The sequence below is a fragment of the Marinifilum sp. D737 genome (genome assembly GCF_026672275.1).
GTDB lineage: Bacteria > Bacteroidota > Bacteroidia > Bacteroidales > Marinifilaceae > Marinifilum.
This window is the reverse complement of sequence record NZ_JANQCD010000059.1, coordinates 1-17,971: the sequence shown is the minus strand read 5'-3', so window position 1 is coordinate 17,971 and position 17,971 is coordinate 1. Positions and strand designations below refer to the sequence as shown.

Sequence of the window (17,971 nt, the reverse complement as noted above, 5' to 3'; positions counted from 1 at the left end):
ATTACGTAACTTCGGCTATGCAATAAAAAATTGAGCTTCGCCACTGAAAACCAATAAGTCACTCTCGAAATCCCAGTAGGACTCTAAACAACTTCTATTTAAAAATTAATACCAACCCCTATCTTGGGTAATAATTTAAATTCATCAGCAAATTCGGTTTTAAATTCAAGTCCTACCATCAATTTAAGATTATCACAAAAAACTTTCTTTTTGGTGATATAAACAGGTAGTCTCATGTATTCATCCTCTTCACTAGAATAAGAAAAACCAAGTCCCCATGATAAATCAACACCCAAAGATTTATCAAGATTAAATTCATTTCTTAAAAAGAAAGAATAACTAGCATCTTTTAGTTGTTCACTTTTGGCTTCTACCCGAAATTCAGGATAAAATTTTTTGTTGTTGAATAATGCCAGCCCAAACTCATTTGAGTCAAAATAACTTGCTGTAATCTTTTTTTCTTGAGCTGTACTAGCAAGTACAATAAAAGCTAAGAATAACAACATAAAATTCTTTTTCATTTTTTATGATTTAATTAATATTACAAATTTTAATTTTTATTATATTCATAAGAAAATCTTTGGATAAATATGTTAATAAACATTATTAACTAAAAAAACCGGGACCTACAGGTATATCTTAATGCATTTACTATCAATAAATTCCATAACAATAGCTCTCTTTCGTAATTGTAAATTTTTGAGAAGAAAATAATTACTTTTGTGGTTCTAATATAAAGCATAGATCTCCAAAAAACGATTAATTTTCTCATCGCACTCGATGAGATTTCTCACCAAAACACTTGTTTTTTGATGAGAAAACTTAACCATTTTGGTGAGATACTTTTTGAAAAATTCAAAAAAAACAATGCAGATAAGAAAAACATCACTGTTAGCAAGTAGTAGCTAAATTCACCCAATTCTCATTGCTTGATGAGAATAAAATCAGAATTTGATGAGAAAACTCATTTGCTTAAATGAGAAAAGTGAAGCATATTTTTTTGAAAATTATGTAATTTATAATCGTTCTACACCAATAAAGTTCTTTTTTAATTAAAGTACCATATGTGTGTTTTATGATTATTCTAATTGAAGAAAGGGTTCAACTCTAATTTACTGAAGCCTGATATTTTAAGTTTCACAACTTTTCTACCTTTTGACTTTTCCAACAATTCGAGGCTCTCATAAAAAAAAAGAGGTTCTAAAAAAGAACCTCTCCTAAGCTAATTATATCCAGTATTACCATCTGCCGTGGCCTCTATGAAAACCTTTTCCTTTGCCTGCTCTGCTCATAAAGATCACCAACTGATCTTCATCAAGAATTTGGCGAACTTCCATTTGATGTTCATATCTCTTTTTTGCCAAAGCGTTTTGGATATCCGCCAAGCGGTTTACATTGGCAACCAATACCTTCTTATCTGGATTTTCATCCGTCATTAAATTTCTTTGCTTTAATCTTAGTTCTTCTGATTCATCGCGTAAAGATTTGGTATCCTTCATGTGAGCCAAACGCAATTCTTTCATTTTTGCCTGCTGATCATCGCTCAAGTCCAACATATTTCGTTTTCCTTTGCCAGCTTGCATGCCTTTTTGTGCTCCCATGCCTCTTTTACCATGCATTTGTCCATGTCCACCTTTCCCATGCATTCTGCCCTGTGCCATTCCTTTCTTTCCACCACGGCCTTGTTTCATTCCCTTTCGGTGATTTGGTCGGGCATCGGCACGCAACAATTGCTCCTGGGTTAAAAACGAACGCATTTCCATTCGCATATCTAATTTCTGAAGGTGCAACTCCTTCTTTAATGCAGTCATTTTATCGATATTGGCATAAACTTGCGATTGATTTGGTTTTTCAGCCGAAACCAAAGTTTTCTGCTTTGCTCGTAACTCGTTTAATTCATTCTTGATGTCTAAAGATTGCTTTGCATACTTGGTACGCACCTCTTTCATTTGTTCTCTTTGTGAATCGCTAAGATTACAACGCTCACCTTTTTGACATTGTACATTTCTTTGTCCGCGTTGCCCTCTGTTTTGTTGTGCATATAGGTTCGACATTCCAGCCACCACAAACATGCAAATCATTCCAACTATTACTGACTTTTTCATCTGTTTATATTTTTCATGTTAATTGCCAGATGGAACTTACCATTCCTAAATAATTATCCCTGTGTGTGAGTTAATAATTATTTACTCATGGACGTTTCATCTATCTAAAATTTTAATGTTCTCATTTACTAATTTCAGCGCTTTTTAAAATCGAATTCGGTACTTTGACTTTTGAAAAGTTGGAAGGTTTAATTGGCTTTAATTTTTTTGAAATGGAAAATTTCTTGATTAGATGAAAATCACCAACCGAAAAAAACTTTTCGTGATTTTGTTATTGTGTGAGTGTAGAATGAGAACTACTCGGCAATACTTAAAATGAATTAACTTTAGAATTTCACAACTTTTCTACTTTTTCACCATTCTACCTTTTCAAAACTTTCAAAAAAAAAGAGACTCACTATGCAGCAAGTCTCTTCTCCTATTTTGTATGATAACCTTATTCTAAAAATGTGTTTCGGCTTCTATTAAGGTTTTGTCCAGTTCCCTAATGATTGGATAAAATCCGATATCATCAATTAAATCGCGAGCAATATAAGCTTTCAATTGCGTTTCTATCACTTTACGTGATTGTCTTAATCCTTTCGAATCTGGTTTTACTCCTTTTTTATCAGCGTAAGCTACCAGGTTCTTAATAATGGCTTTGTCCTTCACAAAATTTAATACATCCTTGTGAGTTTTTAAACCTTGCATTTGCTCTCTGTACTGATCTACAAAAGAGAATGCATACTGGTAAATGATGCCTTTTCTTCTCAAATCGCGGAAATAATTTGAGTATCCCGAAGTATCAACTGGAATGAAAACATCTGGCATGATACCACCGCCTCCGTAAACGGTATTTCCGCCTGGAGTTGTAAATTTTAATGAATCATTAAAATGGATGGAATCTTTTTTCTCAAACTCTCCATGAATGAATCTAAGGTTCAAATCGTTGTAATACTCTTCTTTGCCATTGTTGTATGGTTTCTGAATACATCGGCCTGTTGGCGTGTAGTAACGAGCAACTGTTAAACGCAATGCCGAACCATCAGGCAATCGTCTCTGTTCTTGTACCAAACCTTTACCAAACGAACGGCGTCCAACAATTTTACCTCTGTCGTTATCCTGTATTGCACCAGCAAAAATTTCACTTGCCGAAGCCGAAACCTCATCAATCAACACGATAACCGGCAAATCCTGGAACCTGCCATTTCCGTTTGATTTGTAATCGGTTCTTGGTTGTGATTTCCCTTCGGTATAGACCATCATTTTATTTTCGGAAAGGAACTCGTTGATCATGTTGGTAGCCTCAGACAAATAACCTCCGGTATTTCCTCGAAGATCCACAATCAGCTTCTTCACTCCTTCAGACTCTAACCTCTCTAATCCTTCTGAAAACTCGAAATAAGTTGTTGCTGCAAAACGGCTCACTTTAATGTATCCAACTTCATCATTAATCATGTAGGCAACATCAACACTTGGAACTGGTATTGATCCTCTCAACAATTCCATTTCTAAAGTTTCATTGCTACTTCTGCGATAAACACCAACTTTTACGGGAGTACCTTTTGGTCCCTTTAATCGACTAATAATATCACTATCTTTTAATTCTTTACCAACAATGGCAGTATCATTAACGGTAACCAATCTGTCACCAGCTTTAATGCCTGCCAATTCAGAAGGTCCACCTGGAATAACGCGTACAATTGCTACCGTATCCTGGTAACGAATGAATTGTACACCAATCCCACCAAAATTTCCTTTCAAATCTTCATTTACCCTCTGTAAATCCTTAGCTGGAATGTATACGGTATGCGGATCCAGATCTTTCAGCAAGGCAGGAATTGCCTGCTCTACCAAATCTGCAGAACTAATTGTATCTACATAATCCGATTCAACCATATCCAACACCACCTCCAACTTACTTCCTGCCTTAGGCAGCTGGAAAATTGTTGATTCTCCTGTACTGTTTCCTTGAAACAGGGAGTTAATAAACATACCAACTACAATGGCTAAGGTGATTAGAATTGGTAGGAATATTGCACTTCTTTTATTGTTGTAACTCATGTATTTTGTTTTAATTCTCTTCGTTCAGATTGATATACTTTGTTTCAATACCAGCTCTCTTTAACAAATCAATTCCGTCGGTACTATGATACTCTTCAGAATAGATAACTCGAACAATTCCGGCTTGAATAATCAACTTTGCACACTCTATACAAGGGGAAGCGGTAACATATAAAGTAGCATTTTCACTACTGTTACCCGATTTTGCAACTTTGGTAATAGCATTGGCTTCTGCATGTAGTACGTAAGGTTTGGTCTTAAAGTTGTCATCCTCACATACATTTTCAAAGCCAGAAGGTGTTCCATTGTAACCGTCAGAGATGATCATCTTATCTTTTACGATTAAAGCTCCCACCTGTCTTCTTTTACAATATGAATTTTCAGCCCACACCAAAGCCATTCTCAAATATCTTCTGTCTAACTTATCTTGCTTACTTCGTACACTCACCGATTCTTTATTCATCATATTTTCAATCCATATTATGTAATTCTAACAAATGTATAAAAATATATTGGTAGTTCATTCTGATATTTTAGGAATCCTTGCAACTTACCATAATTGATTGACAGCAAAATAAAATACATTTGTCTTCAATTATTGTCTATTTGTCAATTTTTTATCTATTTTTAGTGCAATGTGTCAATCACAACTGGATAGGTAGAGTTGCATGTTTTAGCTTTTAATTTGTGTATTTACCCTTCAAATCCCTAACAAACTAAATACCAGAAAGATTAAACAAACAAATCTACTTATTAATCGTATTAATAAATTGTTTAAAATCTTAAAAAAATCAAAATATTAAAGAAGATATATTGAATTCATTTCTCATTCAACTATTTTTTCAGAAAACAATTAATTATAAGCTTAATAAATCCACTATAACCTAAATCTATTGAATGAAGCATTTCTACCCCTATCTACATACTACTCTTTTATTTGTTTACTTGCTATTTTCCAACCAATTTATTGCAATTGCAGCTCAGGTACCACCTGATAATTCGATTGACATAAGCATTGATAAATCAGCAATTTGCGAAGGAGAAGTAATAAGTATTTTTTTAGCAAGTAGCGAAGTTGGTGTTGAATACCAACTTAAAGCCGATGGTGTAAATGAGGGTGCTCCAATTAACGGGACAGGCTCTCAAATATCGTTTAACTCAAAACCAAGTGTAACAACAACATATAGCATTACGGCTACCAATACAAATACCAGCGAAAGCGTTAATCTGACAGAAACCATTACTGTAACTGTTAGCTCTGGACCTAATTTAAATTTGTTAGTGTCAGCATCGGAAACACAGATCTGTAAAGGCGAAGGCGTAATCATTTCGGTTGACAATACTGAATCTGGCTACACTTACCTTTTAAATAATGGACCTGATGACTTTCCTCCAGCAATAGCTGGGAATGGAGGAACAATCCAATTCCCACAAGTTTTTCCGGCCAGCAACACGACTTACCAGATATTTGTAGCTGGTGGTTCTTGTTACGATCAAATCATGCTAAACAATACTACCTCAATTAATGTGGCAGCTGCTCCAAAAATTGACTTGGTTGCCTACGCAGATAACAATCAAATCTGTATAGGAGAATCGGTAAACATTACCATAGAAAATTCAGAGATTGGAATTGACTACCAAATATTTGATGGTAGTACATATATTGCGGGACCATTAACGGGGAATGGCAGCAACCTGGTATTTACATTAACGCCAACCAGTACAGAGCTATATACCCTTAGAGCTTTTGGCCCTAGTTGTCTGAACTATTACAACCTGGATCAAAAAATATTGGTAACAGTCGGAACAACCCCAAGAACAGATATCAATTTAAATGCTGATGATACCGAGCTTTGTCTTGGCGAAACTGCTGTGATTCGTTTAGAGGAATCGGAAAATGGAGTCGAATATCAACTTACTGATGGAACAAACCCGGTAGGAACTCCAGTAACAGGCGATGGAAATTCTATTTCTTTTGCAGAAGTAAGCCCTAATGCAACTACCACATATCATGTTGAAATTAACTCAACAGAGTGTTCTGAAACTAAAAACCTGGATAACACCATTGAGATTAAAGTAAATCCCCAAGCCGATATCACGCTTAATGTAACTCCAAATTTTGCTGACATTTGTGAAGGTGAGAACATTTCAATATTCGTTGATGGAAGTGAAAATGATGTAAATTATCAATTGTTTGATGGAATCTCAACAATAGGACCAAGCATAACTGGAAACGGAGGAAGTATTGAGTTTAATCTTTCGCCAAATTCTTCGAAAACTTACGAAGTTCAAGCAATCAAAAACAATTGTAGTACTGTAAATACTTTAAATCAGAATGCCACAATCACAGTAAATTCAAAATCTGATTTGGATCTTGTTGTAAAGGCAAGTCCTGCTGAAATTTGTGAAGGTGAATCAACAATAATCAGTATTGAAAACACGGAAAACGATGTGCAATATCAGCTGAAGGATGCATCTGGAAACATTGGCACTCCAATTGCCGGCAATGGCAATCAAATCAATTTTCCAGCAGTTAGTCCGCTTAGCACTGCCAACTACATGGTAGATGCCATAAAATCTACCTGTTCAACCGCATATGAGTTTACCAATCAAGTCACCGTTACAGTTCATCCGCAACCAGCAGGCACAATCAATTATTCCGTTGATCCATCCGTAATTTGTGAAGGTGAAATTATTGCAGTCACCATTACCGGAAGCGAAAATGCAATCAAGTATGAAGTGATTGGTAGCATTGAAGGCAAGTTAGGAGAAGTTGAAGGCAATGGCACTGACATAAGTATCTTTATTAAGCCTAAACAATCGCAAACACTAAGTATTCAAGGGCAAAACTTATTGTGTGCCTCTCCTGTTGTTTATCCAAACACCAGTAACATTACCGTAAACACCGGGCCAAAACTCGATTTAGCCGTTACAGCGGATCACACTCAGATTTGTGAAAGTTTAAATACTCCTGTGGTAATTTCAGTTGAAAATTCTGAATCAGGATTATCTTATTGGTTAAAGGATCAAACCGGATCGGTTTTGGACATGGCAACCGGAAACAGTGGAACACTTAACTTTACCTCGGTTTCGCCAACAACAAGCACAAGCTACATTGTGGAAACCACCATGTCTGGATGTAATGACAGACTTGATTTACAAAACACATATGATTTAACTGTGGTTCCATTGCCAGTTACAACAATGGATGTTAGCATTTCAGAACCTGAAATTTGTGTTGGAGAAAACACCATTATCTCCATTGGTTCGAGTGAGGTAAGCGTAAAGTATCAACTTTTTGATGGCACCTATTTGGAGGGAGATCCTATAGATGGAACAGGCTCAGCCTTATCATTTCCCGAGTTCTCGCCTTTCCGTTCGGTAACCTACCAGGTAATTGCCACAAACGAATCTTGTGGTACGCAACAATACTTAGATGAAAGCATAAGAGTTAATGTTGGTTTACAACCTGAAATTCACCTGCATCCTACAATCGACAAACATACCATTTGTGAAGGCGAGCAAGTTATTATTTCACTAACTCCAACCGACACGAGAGTTCAATATCAGCTTTGGGAAGGAAACACAGCCATTGGATCTCCTATAACAGGTAACAACGAAACAGTCAACTTTGAACCAACAGCTCCTGCCAATTCAACCACCTATAGAATTGAAGCATTAGGAGAAAGATGTTTGGCTCCAATTGACATTCGATATACGGTTGATGTTGATGTTCACCATTCTCCTGAAATCAGTAAAACCATTTTAAGCAATCGCGATACCATTTGTGCAGGAGAAGAGGTAGTTATTTCGATAGAAAACAGTCAAGCTGATATTTTTTATCAATTGCATGATGGCAGCAAGTTAATCGAACCCAATGTAGTTGGAAACGGTGGAACCATTCAATTTCCGGAACAATATCCGAACACCAGCAGTACATACACGGTGTACGCTCACGAAATGGTTTGTACCGATCCGCTTGCGCTTGACAATACCAAATTGATCACAGTGCCTGAAATCAGTACCAATTCCGTTGAAAACTTTGCTACTCCTGAAGAGTTTTGCGAAGGGGAAGCCATTGATATTGAATTAACCAGTACAATTTCTGGCATTGAATACGTACTTCAGGATGGTGATAACATCCTCTCGGAAATTATTGGAGATGGAGGTCCAATAGTATTTGAAGATATTGTTCCAAACATCAACTCTAACTTGTTTGTAAGCATTGGAAATTGTAGTGATGAGCTAATTGCAGCAAAACCTAACTACACATTACAAAGCAATCCAAAATTGCAGATTGTTAGCACCGATGTGCACACGGGATACGATGGTAAGCTGGTAATTTCGGTTTCGGATGGAGTTGCTCCTTATACCTATATCATTAATCCGGGAGAAACTACAACAAGCGATAATCCGGTTTATGAACTTACCAATCTTGAATCTGGCACCTACCAGGTTTTGGTAGTTGATGGAAATGCCTGCCGCTCTTCTGATGCCGGACAATTGATTGAAATAAAACTGGATGAAGAACAGAAGATCATTGTTAACAACGCTTTAACTCCTAATGGAGATGGAATAAATGATACCTGGAAAATTCATTACGACCCGAGTCTGGGAAACCCGGAAGTATATGTTTTTAATATCTACGGTCAGGAAGTTTTCCACTCCAAATCATATCAAAACGATTGGAAAGGAAGCTTTAATGGTTCAATTCTGCCTAATGGTGCATACTATTATCTAATTGAATTTGAATCAGGAGAAATTAAACCTGTAAAAGGAAGCTTATCAATTCTGGGAAATTAAAACCACTCACCAATGAAACAATTTTACGTTACTAAATATATTCCGATATTCATTTTTATTCTGGTTTGCTTCTGCGGAAAGAAGCTAAAAGCGCAGCAGGTTCCCTTGCTCGACCAATACTATATCAATCCAACAGTGTACAATCCTGCTGCTGCAGGAGCCAACAATCTGTTTAATGCATACTTGTTAAGGAATCAGAAATTTGCTGATTTTGATGGCGGTCAGGTTACACATGTTTTTACTGCCGATGCAGCTCTAAAAGAGGCAAAATACGGACTTGGTTTTAGTTTGGTAAACGACAATGTTGGAATTTTTGACAATACACAAGCCCTGGCAAGCTATTCTTACAGGCTTGAAATTGCTACCGATCACTTTTTAAGATTTGGTCTATCGGCCGGAATATCTGATTTTAGGGTAAACATGAACGATTTAAGAGCAAACCCCGACGATCCTTACCTGATTAATACAGATTTTAAAAATACCGAACTCATGGCAAATATGGGTTTGTATTACACCTATAAAAATGTGGTGGTCGGCTTAAGCATTCCGCAACTTTTAAATAACTCGGTAAGTGAAAGCAAAGATGGCTCTGAATCATCATACAAGCTGGTTCGTCATGCTATGCTAAGCGGAGGTTACGAGTTTAAAATTCCACGCATAAGAGACTTAAGTGTTACACCATACCTTATGATGAGATATGCAGATAGCTCACCTGTTCAGTTTGATGTAAATGTTATTGCCAAACTTGCAGACAAAGCTTGGTTCGCAGTAAATTACAGAGACGATTTTTCGGTTGGTTTAAATGTGGGTGTGAATGTACTAAAGAACTTTGTAATTGGATATTCCTACGATATTGGCATACAAAAAACAGGAAGGTATTCATCCAATAATCATGAGTTCCTTATCGGATATCGATTAAAATCAAAAAAGAAAAGAGAACCAGAAAGGATTCTAGACAATGATGTAAGCACCTTAAAATCATTATTGGCTGAGAAATACAAAAAGATTGACCGCTTGCGCCACGAACTGGAACAAATGGAGAAAGAAGAGAAAATGAGCGATGAAGATCGGGATGGTGTACCTGATGAAAAAGACGATTGTCCGGGCACTCCTCCCTTCTATATTGTTGATGAAAATGGGTGTCCTGTAGATTCTGATCAGGATGGCGTGGTAGATAGTGAAGATTACTGTCCTGAGATTCCTGGTATTGCGGCAAATAATGGCTGTCCTGAACAAAAGGAAGAAAGAATCGAAATGGAAGAGCGATTGGAAAATATCTATTTTGCCTTCGGTAAATATGAATTAACCGAATATTCTCGCAGAAAACTGGTTACCGTTATCAAAATGATGGTAGAAAACAATTCTTACATTCTTAAAATGCATGGTCATACTGATGATATTGGCTCCGATGATTCGAATATCGAATTGGCCTATAAACGCCTTACAACGGTTAAAAACTATTTAATTTTAAATGGTGTTCCAGACAATCGAATTATCATTATTCCGCACGGAGAAAGCAATCCGGTTGTAGCTAATACCGACAATCAAAGCAGGGCAAACAACAGACGTGTTACTTTCGAAATTTACGACTATCAATAATACCGATTATTAATTAATATGCGCAATTTGTTCGTATTACTACTCACTAATTATATATCGGCATTTCAATTTAATATTTCATAGTTTCGCCTAAGGCTCACTCTGAAATTTAAATGATGTAACAAAAAAACCCGATATGAATTCATATCGGGCTTTTTAATTATTTTGATTTCTTTATTTAAAAAGAAAAACTTTTCTTTCCTGAGAACCCGGACGACCAATAATGTTTTTGATATAGTCATTCTTTTCGTTCAAAACTCCTGCTTTCTGAACATATCCTTTTCCCATAGGCATGCTTGCTCCCCAAGCACCACTTGGGCTGCAATTTTCAAAATCGGTAATTTTTACAATGGTATGTACACCTACAGTAATAATACAGGTTTTGTAATTTTTAGCAAGTTCTAATGTTTCTTTGATATTGTCTTTGGTCAAGTCAACTGTTTTATCAGCTTGCTTTTCTGCTAATTTATTGATGGTAACAATTGGCTGTCCTAAATCTGCAAATTCATCATTAAAACTAATTGAACCTGCAACAAATTCTTTTAATACTTCAAGTTTCGTATTCTGTGCACTTAATGAAAATCCAATCAGCACAAATAATATAACTATTGATTTTTTCATGGTTGGGATTTTATATTAATAAAGATTAAACTGTTAATTGTTATACAAATCTACAAAATATGTTCACTTAATTCCATATTTTGTTTAAATTAAATTTCATCCCAGCCAAAAATACTTGCGCACGGTGTAGTATACAAACCTGAGTTCGATTAAAAATATCCATCACAGAAAGTCAGATTTATTTAAGATTTGCATCAAAAAATCTGAAAGAATATCGAGATACTAAAAGAAAATTAAACTCCAGTTTTTTGGAATCCCTACAAAATAAAAAACCCGGCTGTTAAGCCGGGTAATCTATATTAAACTCCTAATCTATTATTCTATGAAAAAACCTAATCTATCTCTTTTGTGTGTAACAAATATATTTAACATTTGCGTTAACAAATGAGAAGAAGTGTTAAAGAATGTAAAAATTTACTGATCGTTGGATTTATTCGAGTTTAGTACCGATTACGAATCAATCAGTGATTCTGTATTGGCATTAACGATTGTAATAAGCAAAATACTTTTAGCAATCATTTTCTTATACAATTGGTTTAACTTGCACAAGTTTTTAGAATGCATTCAACCTGTCCTCCAACTCCTGGTTTTTTGGCAGGGAATGATCTTTCAAAGGCAGCTGTTCCTACTGTAAAGGCAACAACACCGGAAGTTTTAACTGCTTCTATCCTCGATACACTATCAATACTGCCTGCTACAATAATAGGTTTTTTTGATCGTTTACATACTTCTTTAATTAAGCTGGGAATGTCTTCCTCTGCATGGCGATAAGCCAATAAATCCAAACCATCTACTCCATCAAGACTGGTTACTTCCCTGGCTTGTGTAGCAATTTCAGTAATGCTTCCCTTCAAAATACTTGGATGATCTTCAACGCGACCTACAAAAGGATAATATTTTAATGGATGATCTTTCACCAAAGGCGCAATTAGTTTTGGTCTTGTACCGCCCAACAGGTAATCTACATTTAAATCCATGGCCACCTTTGCAGAGTTAATTTCGCTCTCCGAATCTAAACTTACCACTTCCAGATAAACCGTTACTCCTTCCTGCCTCAAATCCTGTGTTAACTCTTTCAAATCTTCAAAAGGCAAACCAACATCCTTAAAACCGATATGTTTTACGCCCTCTGCCACAATTTCCTTTACATACTTTCTGGCATCTTGTACTGTTTTATCATCCCTGGTTAGCATGAATATAAGATCTATGCTCATTTTTTTAGTAATTGTTAGTTGTTGTATTTCGTTAGTTTTTAATTGTACAAATATACTGTATCTAAAGCATTGTGATATTGGAAACTTAAAATGAAATTGATCAATCTGAAATACAAAACTCGTTTGGAAGTAATTTAAAACCCTTCCTTCTCCAACTACTTTATTGGTAATGTACTTGCCAAGTCTTCAAAGTTGCTGACCTCTCCTGGATTTGTCATTCCGTATCACAATTGCTCTTCCCATTAGCTTAAAGCAACATAATCACATTTTTATGCCATCGTCCACTTGGTTAGGCTTAATCAGGATCAAGGAACAATAATTTCAGTTTCTCCCGGACCAGTATTTACTTTCTTTGTACCATAGCCGCAATGTAATATTCATTTCTCGTGCTTTCAATAGTCTAAACAACCATATTACAACTTTCCTTCGGGGATCTTCCCAATCCCACGATTTTGGACCCTGCTGTAAAAAATCATTTCACTGAACACCTGTTTTTTTGTTGCTCTAAAAAAATCTTATCCTTTTTTTAATTAAATTTTAATTATTTGTTTATTAACCTATTAAGAACTATAATCTAAAGTTATTTCTAAAATTTGGACTTAATAAAGTACTCCGAAAAAATCAGCAGCACTTTACTTGCAAACTGTGATACTACTTATAATTATTTCTTCGTAAAACTTTAATTTGTACTTTTCTATCCGATTGTAATTTGTCACTGCTTGTATTATCATCAACTTGTCTGGCCTGTGTTTCTCCGTATGAACGAACGCTTATATTATTTACATTCTTCAGTTTTTTCTTGAGGTAAGACATAACAGCATTTGCTCTTTTTTCTGATAATTTCATATTATAATCGGCAGTCCCCAAAGCATCAGAAAAAGCAGAAAGTTCATAATGTTCTTCCGCATGTTCACGTAAAAACGGAATAATTTTATTGCTCATTATAAATTCTGCGTCCTCTCTGATCTCAGCTTTGTCAAAATCAAAATAAAGTGTAGCCTCAAAATCTTTGCTTTCAAACTCATTTTCTTTAGACGATCTTACATCGACAATAATATTCATCTTTGTCTCGTTCACTCCTGCAGAAAAATGACTTGCCAATGTATATGAAATAGTATCAAAGCCTATAAAATTAGCAGGACATGTATACCTGAACAATCCTGACTGTGAATCCTTTTCAATTTTTCCTCCTTGTGAAGTTCTTTCACTAAAATCAGATACATAAAGTTCCTTTTTAACAGCATTCAAATCATTGCTAAATGGATCGATAATAATGCTTCTTTTTTCCAATTCCATATCATAATAAACATTAGTAGTTTTTGGCAATGTTTTTAGCCCTGATTTAGAAAGGTTAATATCTTCCCTCTCTGAACTCAATCTGCCTGAAAAGAATTTACCATGCTTACTATTATTTTTTTGCAACACTTTAACCTCTACTTTTCTATCAGACTGCAAATCACTTACAGCTACCCCTTTAACAGCCTGATTAGCCAGTTTTTCACCATGTAAATAAACACTTATATTATCTAGATTTTTCAGTTTTTTCTTAAGGTAAGCCATAACAGCATTCGCTCTTTTTTCTGATAATTTCATGTTGTAACTTTCAGTTCCCAAAGCATCAGTATAAGCAGAAAGTTCATACTGTAATTCTGGATATTTACTCAGGAATGGAATAATTTTACTGTTGATTATAGATGCAGCATCCTCCTTAATATCAGCCTTATCGAAACCAAAATATATGGTAGTATTTAAATCAGGTAATTTTGTTTCTTTTTCTTTGCCCTCTACCTTAATCACCATTGTACCTTTAATTGCATCAGATTGATCAGGTAATTTGTAAGCTACTGTATACAAGACGGTATCGAATCCAATAAAATTGGTAGGAGGTATGTACTTATACAAGCCTGTTACAGAATCTTTTTCGAAGCTGCCACCTTTTGAGCTTGTAAATTTAGAAACCGTGATTTCCTCTGCATCACCTTTCAAATCATTACTTAACGGATCAATGATAAGACTGCTTTTGTCTGTATCCATAACGTAATAATCATTTACAACTTTAGGCTCTTCCGGATCCATGGTAAAATGGTAAATATCATCCTTATTCAACCTGTTCGATGTAATGTATCCCTCATACTTATCATTGATCAGTAAAAGGCCAAAGTCATCGTGTGACGAGTTAATTGGGTAACCCATATTTTGCGCTTCGGTAAACTTCCCATTCTTTATTTTTGAAACATAGATATCCAATCCTCCTAAACCCGATTTGGAATTCGATGAAAAATAAAGAGTACTATCCTTATAGATATATGGAAACATTTCATCTCCGCTGGTATTAATATCTTCTCCCAAATTGACAGGTTCAGACCATTTGCCATTTACTCTCTTTGAAACATAGATATCTGTTCCACCATAACCACCAGGCATATCAGAGCTAAAGTAAAGCTTATCTCCATTGTCGGATATACTAGGTTGAGCATAAGAGTAGTTGGAATCATTAAAATCCAATTTTTCAGCTCTTCCCCATCCCTTGTCTGTTTTTTGAGATCTTACAATTCTAAGATTATTAATTTTATGATCCCCAATTTCTTTATAAGAGGAATAATTAATGGTGTAGTAAATTGCATTCTCACTTTTGGAGTAGCTCGCAGAGCCTTCATTAAATTTCGTATTGATCTTACCCTTTAAAGGAGCTACATCACCCAAACTACCATCAGAATTTATATTTGCAGAATACAAATCCAAATACGATGTATTGGCTCTTTTGTCTTTCCGGCCAAGCCACTTTCCTTTCCTCGATGATGCAAACACAATATGCCCATCTAAATAAGATGGATGAATATCTGAAGCTCCTGAACTAATCGGACTTAATTGAATATCATATTTTGATGAATCCACTTTCATCTCCTGAATTGAATGAATTGTAAAATCAGATAATTTTGGATCCAAATTGTGTAATTCCGGGTGATTTTTATTGATTTCAAGAGCTTTTTCATAGTCTTCATTTATCTTTAACACCTCTATAAAATTGTACAAATCTATATCAGACATACTATTCGTTTTATAGAGTTTTTGATACCAAAATTTAGCATTTTCGTATTCATTAATTTCCATATATGATTCTGCTAACCTTTTCATTAAATAAGCCAGGCTATCACCCTTCGAAATAATCTTTTCGTATCGGTGAATAGCCGAAACAAATGATTCATTTTGATAGTCTTTTTCTGCTTTGTCAAAACGAATTCTGTTCATAAAACCCAATGAAGCTTTCGCTTCTTTCATTGCAGGCACATTAATATTGCCCGATCCGGCCAAAACAAATTGAGTTGCTCCCAAAATAACAGCTACAACAATGACAATTTTGTATGACATATTGTTTTTTAACTTTTTCATGACAATTATCTTAAATTAGAAGAATCTAGGCGATTTTACGATGCCATTTTTATATAATCCCAAATCAAAGGAAACCATCACCTCATGTATTCCTGAGTTGTAATTTCGTAAGCGAGATGTCGTAAAGTCATAAGCATATCCAAACCAGAATTGCTGAGCAATCCTTAATTGTAAAACAGCTCCAAATGAATCACCTTCACGCACAGCTACACCTGCAACAACTTTTTCCTTAAGCATAACAGCTGCTGTAAGATCAAAAGAAAGAGGAGCTCCAGCCACATACTTTAACATGTAGGACGGTTTAAACTTTAGATTGCGGTTAATATCCATTACATAACCACCATTAAAATAAAAATGTCTTTCAGTTTCATTAATATGATTCATACTACCCTCCCGGGATATGAAATCTCTACGCATAACCCTTGGACTCGATAAGCCCAAATAGAATCTATCAGTATAATAAAAAAGACCAACTCCAAAATTTGGCTCAAAATTACTTGAGTAATTTTTATCGTAAATTTCTTCTCTTTGTGAAGGCGTTAACATGGAAAGTTTAATTTCCTGATTGTCGATGCCGGATTTTATACCTGCGGCCAAATACCCATTAGAATTTACCTTTATTCGAGCTGATAAGTCTACATTAATAAATGAAATCTTTGTTGGACCAATTTCATCATGCACATAAGAAAAACCAAGCCCAAGCAACTTCCCCAGCAAAGGCGTATGAACAGAGAAACTTGTAGTATTAGGAGCACCCTCGAAACCAACCCATTGGTTTCGAGAAATTAAAGTAGCACTTAAAGCATCTTTTGATCCTGCATATGCCGGGTTTATAGCTTGAATATTAAACATGTATTGTGTATACATAGCATCCTGCTGAGCAAAAATTCCATTTGCCGAAAACTCCATCAGGAGAAACAAGACAATTATTTTTATATAATTTGATTTCATAGAGTTTAAGTTATCGCGTGATGTATATGTAACCTTTTTCAACTTTAGCATTCTTATCTTTTTTCAGTATATAGAAATAGGTTCCGGTTGGAAGAGGATCGTTTTGTCCTTTCATCTTCCCATCCCATTCATTTTTATATGGAGATGCTGAGTATACCTCATGTCCCCAACGATTGACAATTACAAGCTTATTGTGCGGAAACTGTAGAATACCAGGAATAACATAGTAATCGTTAATTCCATCACCATTTGGAGAAAATGTGTTAGGTGCAAACTCACATGAATCTCCAATTCCATCACCATCTTCATCACTCTGGTCAGGATTGTAAGTCACCGGACAGTTATCGTTCCCGTCTAAAACTCCATCATTATCTGAATCAGGATCTTTTCTGTCAGGCAAACCATCTCCATCACTATCTCCATCAGCTTCATCTTCATCAAGCAGACCATCGTTATCATCATCATTATCACAGGAGTCACCAAATCCGTCTCCATCGGTATCCATTTGATCCACATTAGGTGTTTCAGGACAATTATCATCACTGTTTGCAATCCCATCCCCATCAGTATCATCATTAGGATCGTCTACTGTTTTAACATCCTGAACAATTACTACCAGATCAACAGTATCCGTTAATCCTCCTTTATCCGTGAGCGTGACTGTCAGATCTATTTGCTCTTCAGCTTCAAAGTCAATTGATTTATCATCTTTCAGTTTTAAAATGTTTTTTCCATTAATTGTCACTATTTCAAATCTGTCATCACTTACATGATACAAGTGTGTATCATTTTGATCAACATCAGTCCCCGTTATTTCAGCTACAATACTGCCTTTTTCATTCTCTGGGATTGGAGAAACCGCCGAACTACTAATTGTTGGCGCCTCATTTACATCTAAAATCTGAACCGTAAATACAGTACTTGTTTCACTTTGATCTGAACTGACAGCCCTGACAGTAATATCATAATGATTTCTTGATTCATAATCGAATCCTTGTTTAGTCGTTATGACTCCCGTTAATGCATCTATTAGGAAAAGGTTGTTATCTGTAATACCTGTATCCAGAATATAAATGATTTTATCACCATCTCCTTCAACTATATTGGCCGTAATGTGAACTAGCTCTCCTGCAGATCCATTCTCCGATACCTCGTTCGCTGCTGCATCAATATCCATTATGGTTTTGCCAGTCAATACATCATCCTGGTCGGTGGTTGTATCATCAATGATGTTAATATCAAAGG

11 protein-coding genes are annotated in these 17,971 nt (G+C 35.5%); 2 read left to right on the top strand and 9 right to left on the bottom strand.

Annotated elements, in window-relative coordinates; genetic code table 11:
• Nucleotides 1-98 precede the first annotated feature (98 nt).
• From NQ163_RS19930 to NQ163_RS19915, 4 genes are all read right to left on the bottom strand, one after another.
• Nucleotides 99-521 carry a hypothetical protein gene (locus tag NQ163_RS19930; RefSeq protein ID WP_268192075.1) on the bottom strand — a complete coding sequence of 141 codons (423 nt, stop codon included), beginning with the start codon at nt 519-521 and terminating at the stop codon, nt 99-101.
• 717 nt (nt 522-1,238) lie between these two features.
• A complete protein-coding gene (locus tag NQ163_RS19925) occupies nt 1,239-2,105 on the bottom strand; it encodes a Spy/CpxP family protein refolding chaperone (RefSeq protein ID WP_268192074.1) in 867 nt (288 codons plus the stop codon).
• A gap of 441 nt (nt 2,106-2,546) precedes the next feature.
• On the bottom strand, nt 2,547-4,148 hold the full coding sequence (locus tag NQ163_RS19920) for a S41 family peptidase (RefSeq protein WP_268192073.1): 1,602 nt from the start codon (nt 4,146-4,148) through the stop codon (nt 2,547-2,549).
• Between the two features lie 10 nt (nt 4,149-4,158).
• Nucleotides 4,159-4,614 (bottom strand): deoxycytidylate deaminase, encoded by a 456-nt coding sequence (locus tag NQ163_RS19915; protein ID WP_268192072.1) that lies wholly within the window; start codon nt 4,612-4,614, stop codon nt 4,159-4,161.
• A gap of 431 nt (nt 4,615-5,045) precedes the next feature.
• On the opposite strand from NQ163_RS19915, the gene NQ163_RS19910 reads away from it, so the two are divergent.
• Together NQ163_RS19910 and NQ163_RS19905 are read left to right on the top strand one after the other, a co-directional pair.
• The gene (locus tag NQ163_RS19910; protein WP_268192071.1) at nt 5,046-8,951 is read left to right on the top strand and encodes a gliding motility-associated C-terminal domain-containing protein; all 3,906 of its coding nucleotides are present in this window, start codon (nt 5,046-5,048) and stop codon (nt 8,949-8,951) included.
• A gap of 12 nt (nt 8,952-8,963) precedes the next feature.
• Nucleotides 8,964-10,550: a PorP/SprF family type IX secretion system membrane protein gene (locus NQ163_RS19905; RefSeq protein WP_268192070.1), complete on the top strand. Its 1,587-nt coding sequence runs from the start codon at nt 8,964-8,966 to the stop codon at nt 10,548-10,550.
• A 174-nt stretch (nt 10,551-10,724) separates the two neighbouring features.
• Here the strand turns inward: NQ163_RS19905 and NQ163_RS19900 are convergent, their stop codons facing one another.
• The 5 genes from NQ163_RS19900 to NQ163_RS19880 all read right to left on the bottom strand — a co-directional run bounded on the left by NQ163_RS19900 (nt 10,725) and on the right by NQ163_RS19880 (nt 17,963).
• The gene (locus tag NQ163_RS19900) at nt 10,725-11,171 is read right to left on the bottom strand and encodes a hypothetical protein (RefSeq protein ID WP_268192069.1); all 447 of its coding nucleotides are present in this window, start codon (nt 11,169-11,171) and stop codon (nt 10,725-10,727) included.
• A 536-nt stretch (nt 11,172-11,707) separates the two neighbouring features.
• Complete coding sequence (locus NQ163_RS19895; RefSeq protein WP_268192068.1) at nt 11,708-12,385, bottom strand: hypothetical protein; 678 nt, start codon at nt 12,383-12,385, stop codon at nt 11,708-11,710.
• 651 nt (nt 12,386-13,036) lie between these two features.
• A complete protein-coding gene (locus NQ163_RS19890; protein WP_268192067.1) occupies nt 13,037-15,775 on the bottom strand; it encodes an OmpA family protein in 2,739 nt (912 codons plus the stop codon).
• Between the two features lie 15 nt (nt 15,776-15,790).
• Nucleotides 15,791-16,726 (bottom strand): PorP/SprF family type IX secretion system membrane protein, encoded by a 936-nt coding sequence (locus NQ163_RS19885; RefSeq protein WP_268192066.1) that lies wholly within the window; start codon nt 16,724-16,726, stop codon nt 15,791-15,793.
• A 10-nt stretch (nt 16,727-16,736) separates the two neighbouring features.
• Nucleotides 16,737-17,963 (bottom strand): gliding motility-associated C-terminal domain-containing protein, encoded by a 1,227-nt coding sequence (locus tag NQ163_RS19880; RefSeq protein ID WP_442786036.1) that lies wholly within the window; start codon nt 17,961-17,963, stop codon nt 16,737-16,739.
• Nucleotides 17,964-17,971: the final 8 nt, after the last annotated feature.

Bases quoted from the DNA above. Each gene is read 5' to 3' on its own strand.
- NQ163_RS19930 (WP_268192075.1), bottom strand. From the start codon at position 521: ATGAAAAAGAATTTTATGTTGTTATTCTTAGCTTTTATTGTACTTGCT.
- NQ163_RS19925 (WP_268192074.1), bottom strand. From the start codon at position 2,105: ATGAAAAAGTCAGTAATAGTTGGAATGATTTGCATGTTTGTGGTGGCT.
- NQ163_RS19920 (WP_268192073.1), bottom strand. From the start codon at position 4,148: ATGAGTTACAACAATAAAAGAAGTGCAATATTCCTACCAATTCTAATC.
- NQ163_RS19915 (WP_268192072.1), bottom strand. From the start codon at position 4,614: ATGATGAATAAAGAATCGGTGAGTGTACGAAGTAAGCAAGATAAGTTA.
- NQ163_RS19910 (WP_268192071.1), top strand. From the start codon at position 5,046: ATGAAGCATTTCTACCCCTATCTACATACTACTCTTTTATTTGTTTAC.
- NQ163_RS19905 (WP_268192070.1), top strand. From the start codon at position 8,964: ATGAAACAATTTTACGTTACTAAATATATTCCGATATTCATTTTTATT.
- NQ163_RS19900 (WP_268192069.1), bottom strand. From the start codon at position 11,171: ATGAAAAAATCAATAGTTATATTATTTGTGCTGATTGGATTTTCATTA.
- NQ163_RS19895 (WP_268192068.1), bottom strand. From the start codon at position 12,385: ATGAGCATAGATCTTATATTCATGCTAACCAGGGATGATAAAACAGTA.
- NQ163_RS19890 (WP_268192067.1), bottom strand. From the start codon at position 15,775: ATGAAAAAGTTAAAAAACAATATGTCATACAAAATTGTCATTGTTGTA.
- NQ163_RS19885 (WP_268192066.1), bottom strand. From the start codon at position 16,726: ATGAAATCAAATTATATAAAAATAATTGTCTTGTTTCTCCTGATGGAG.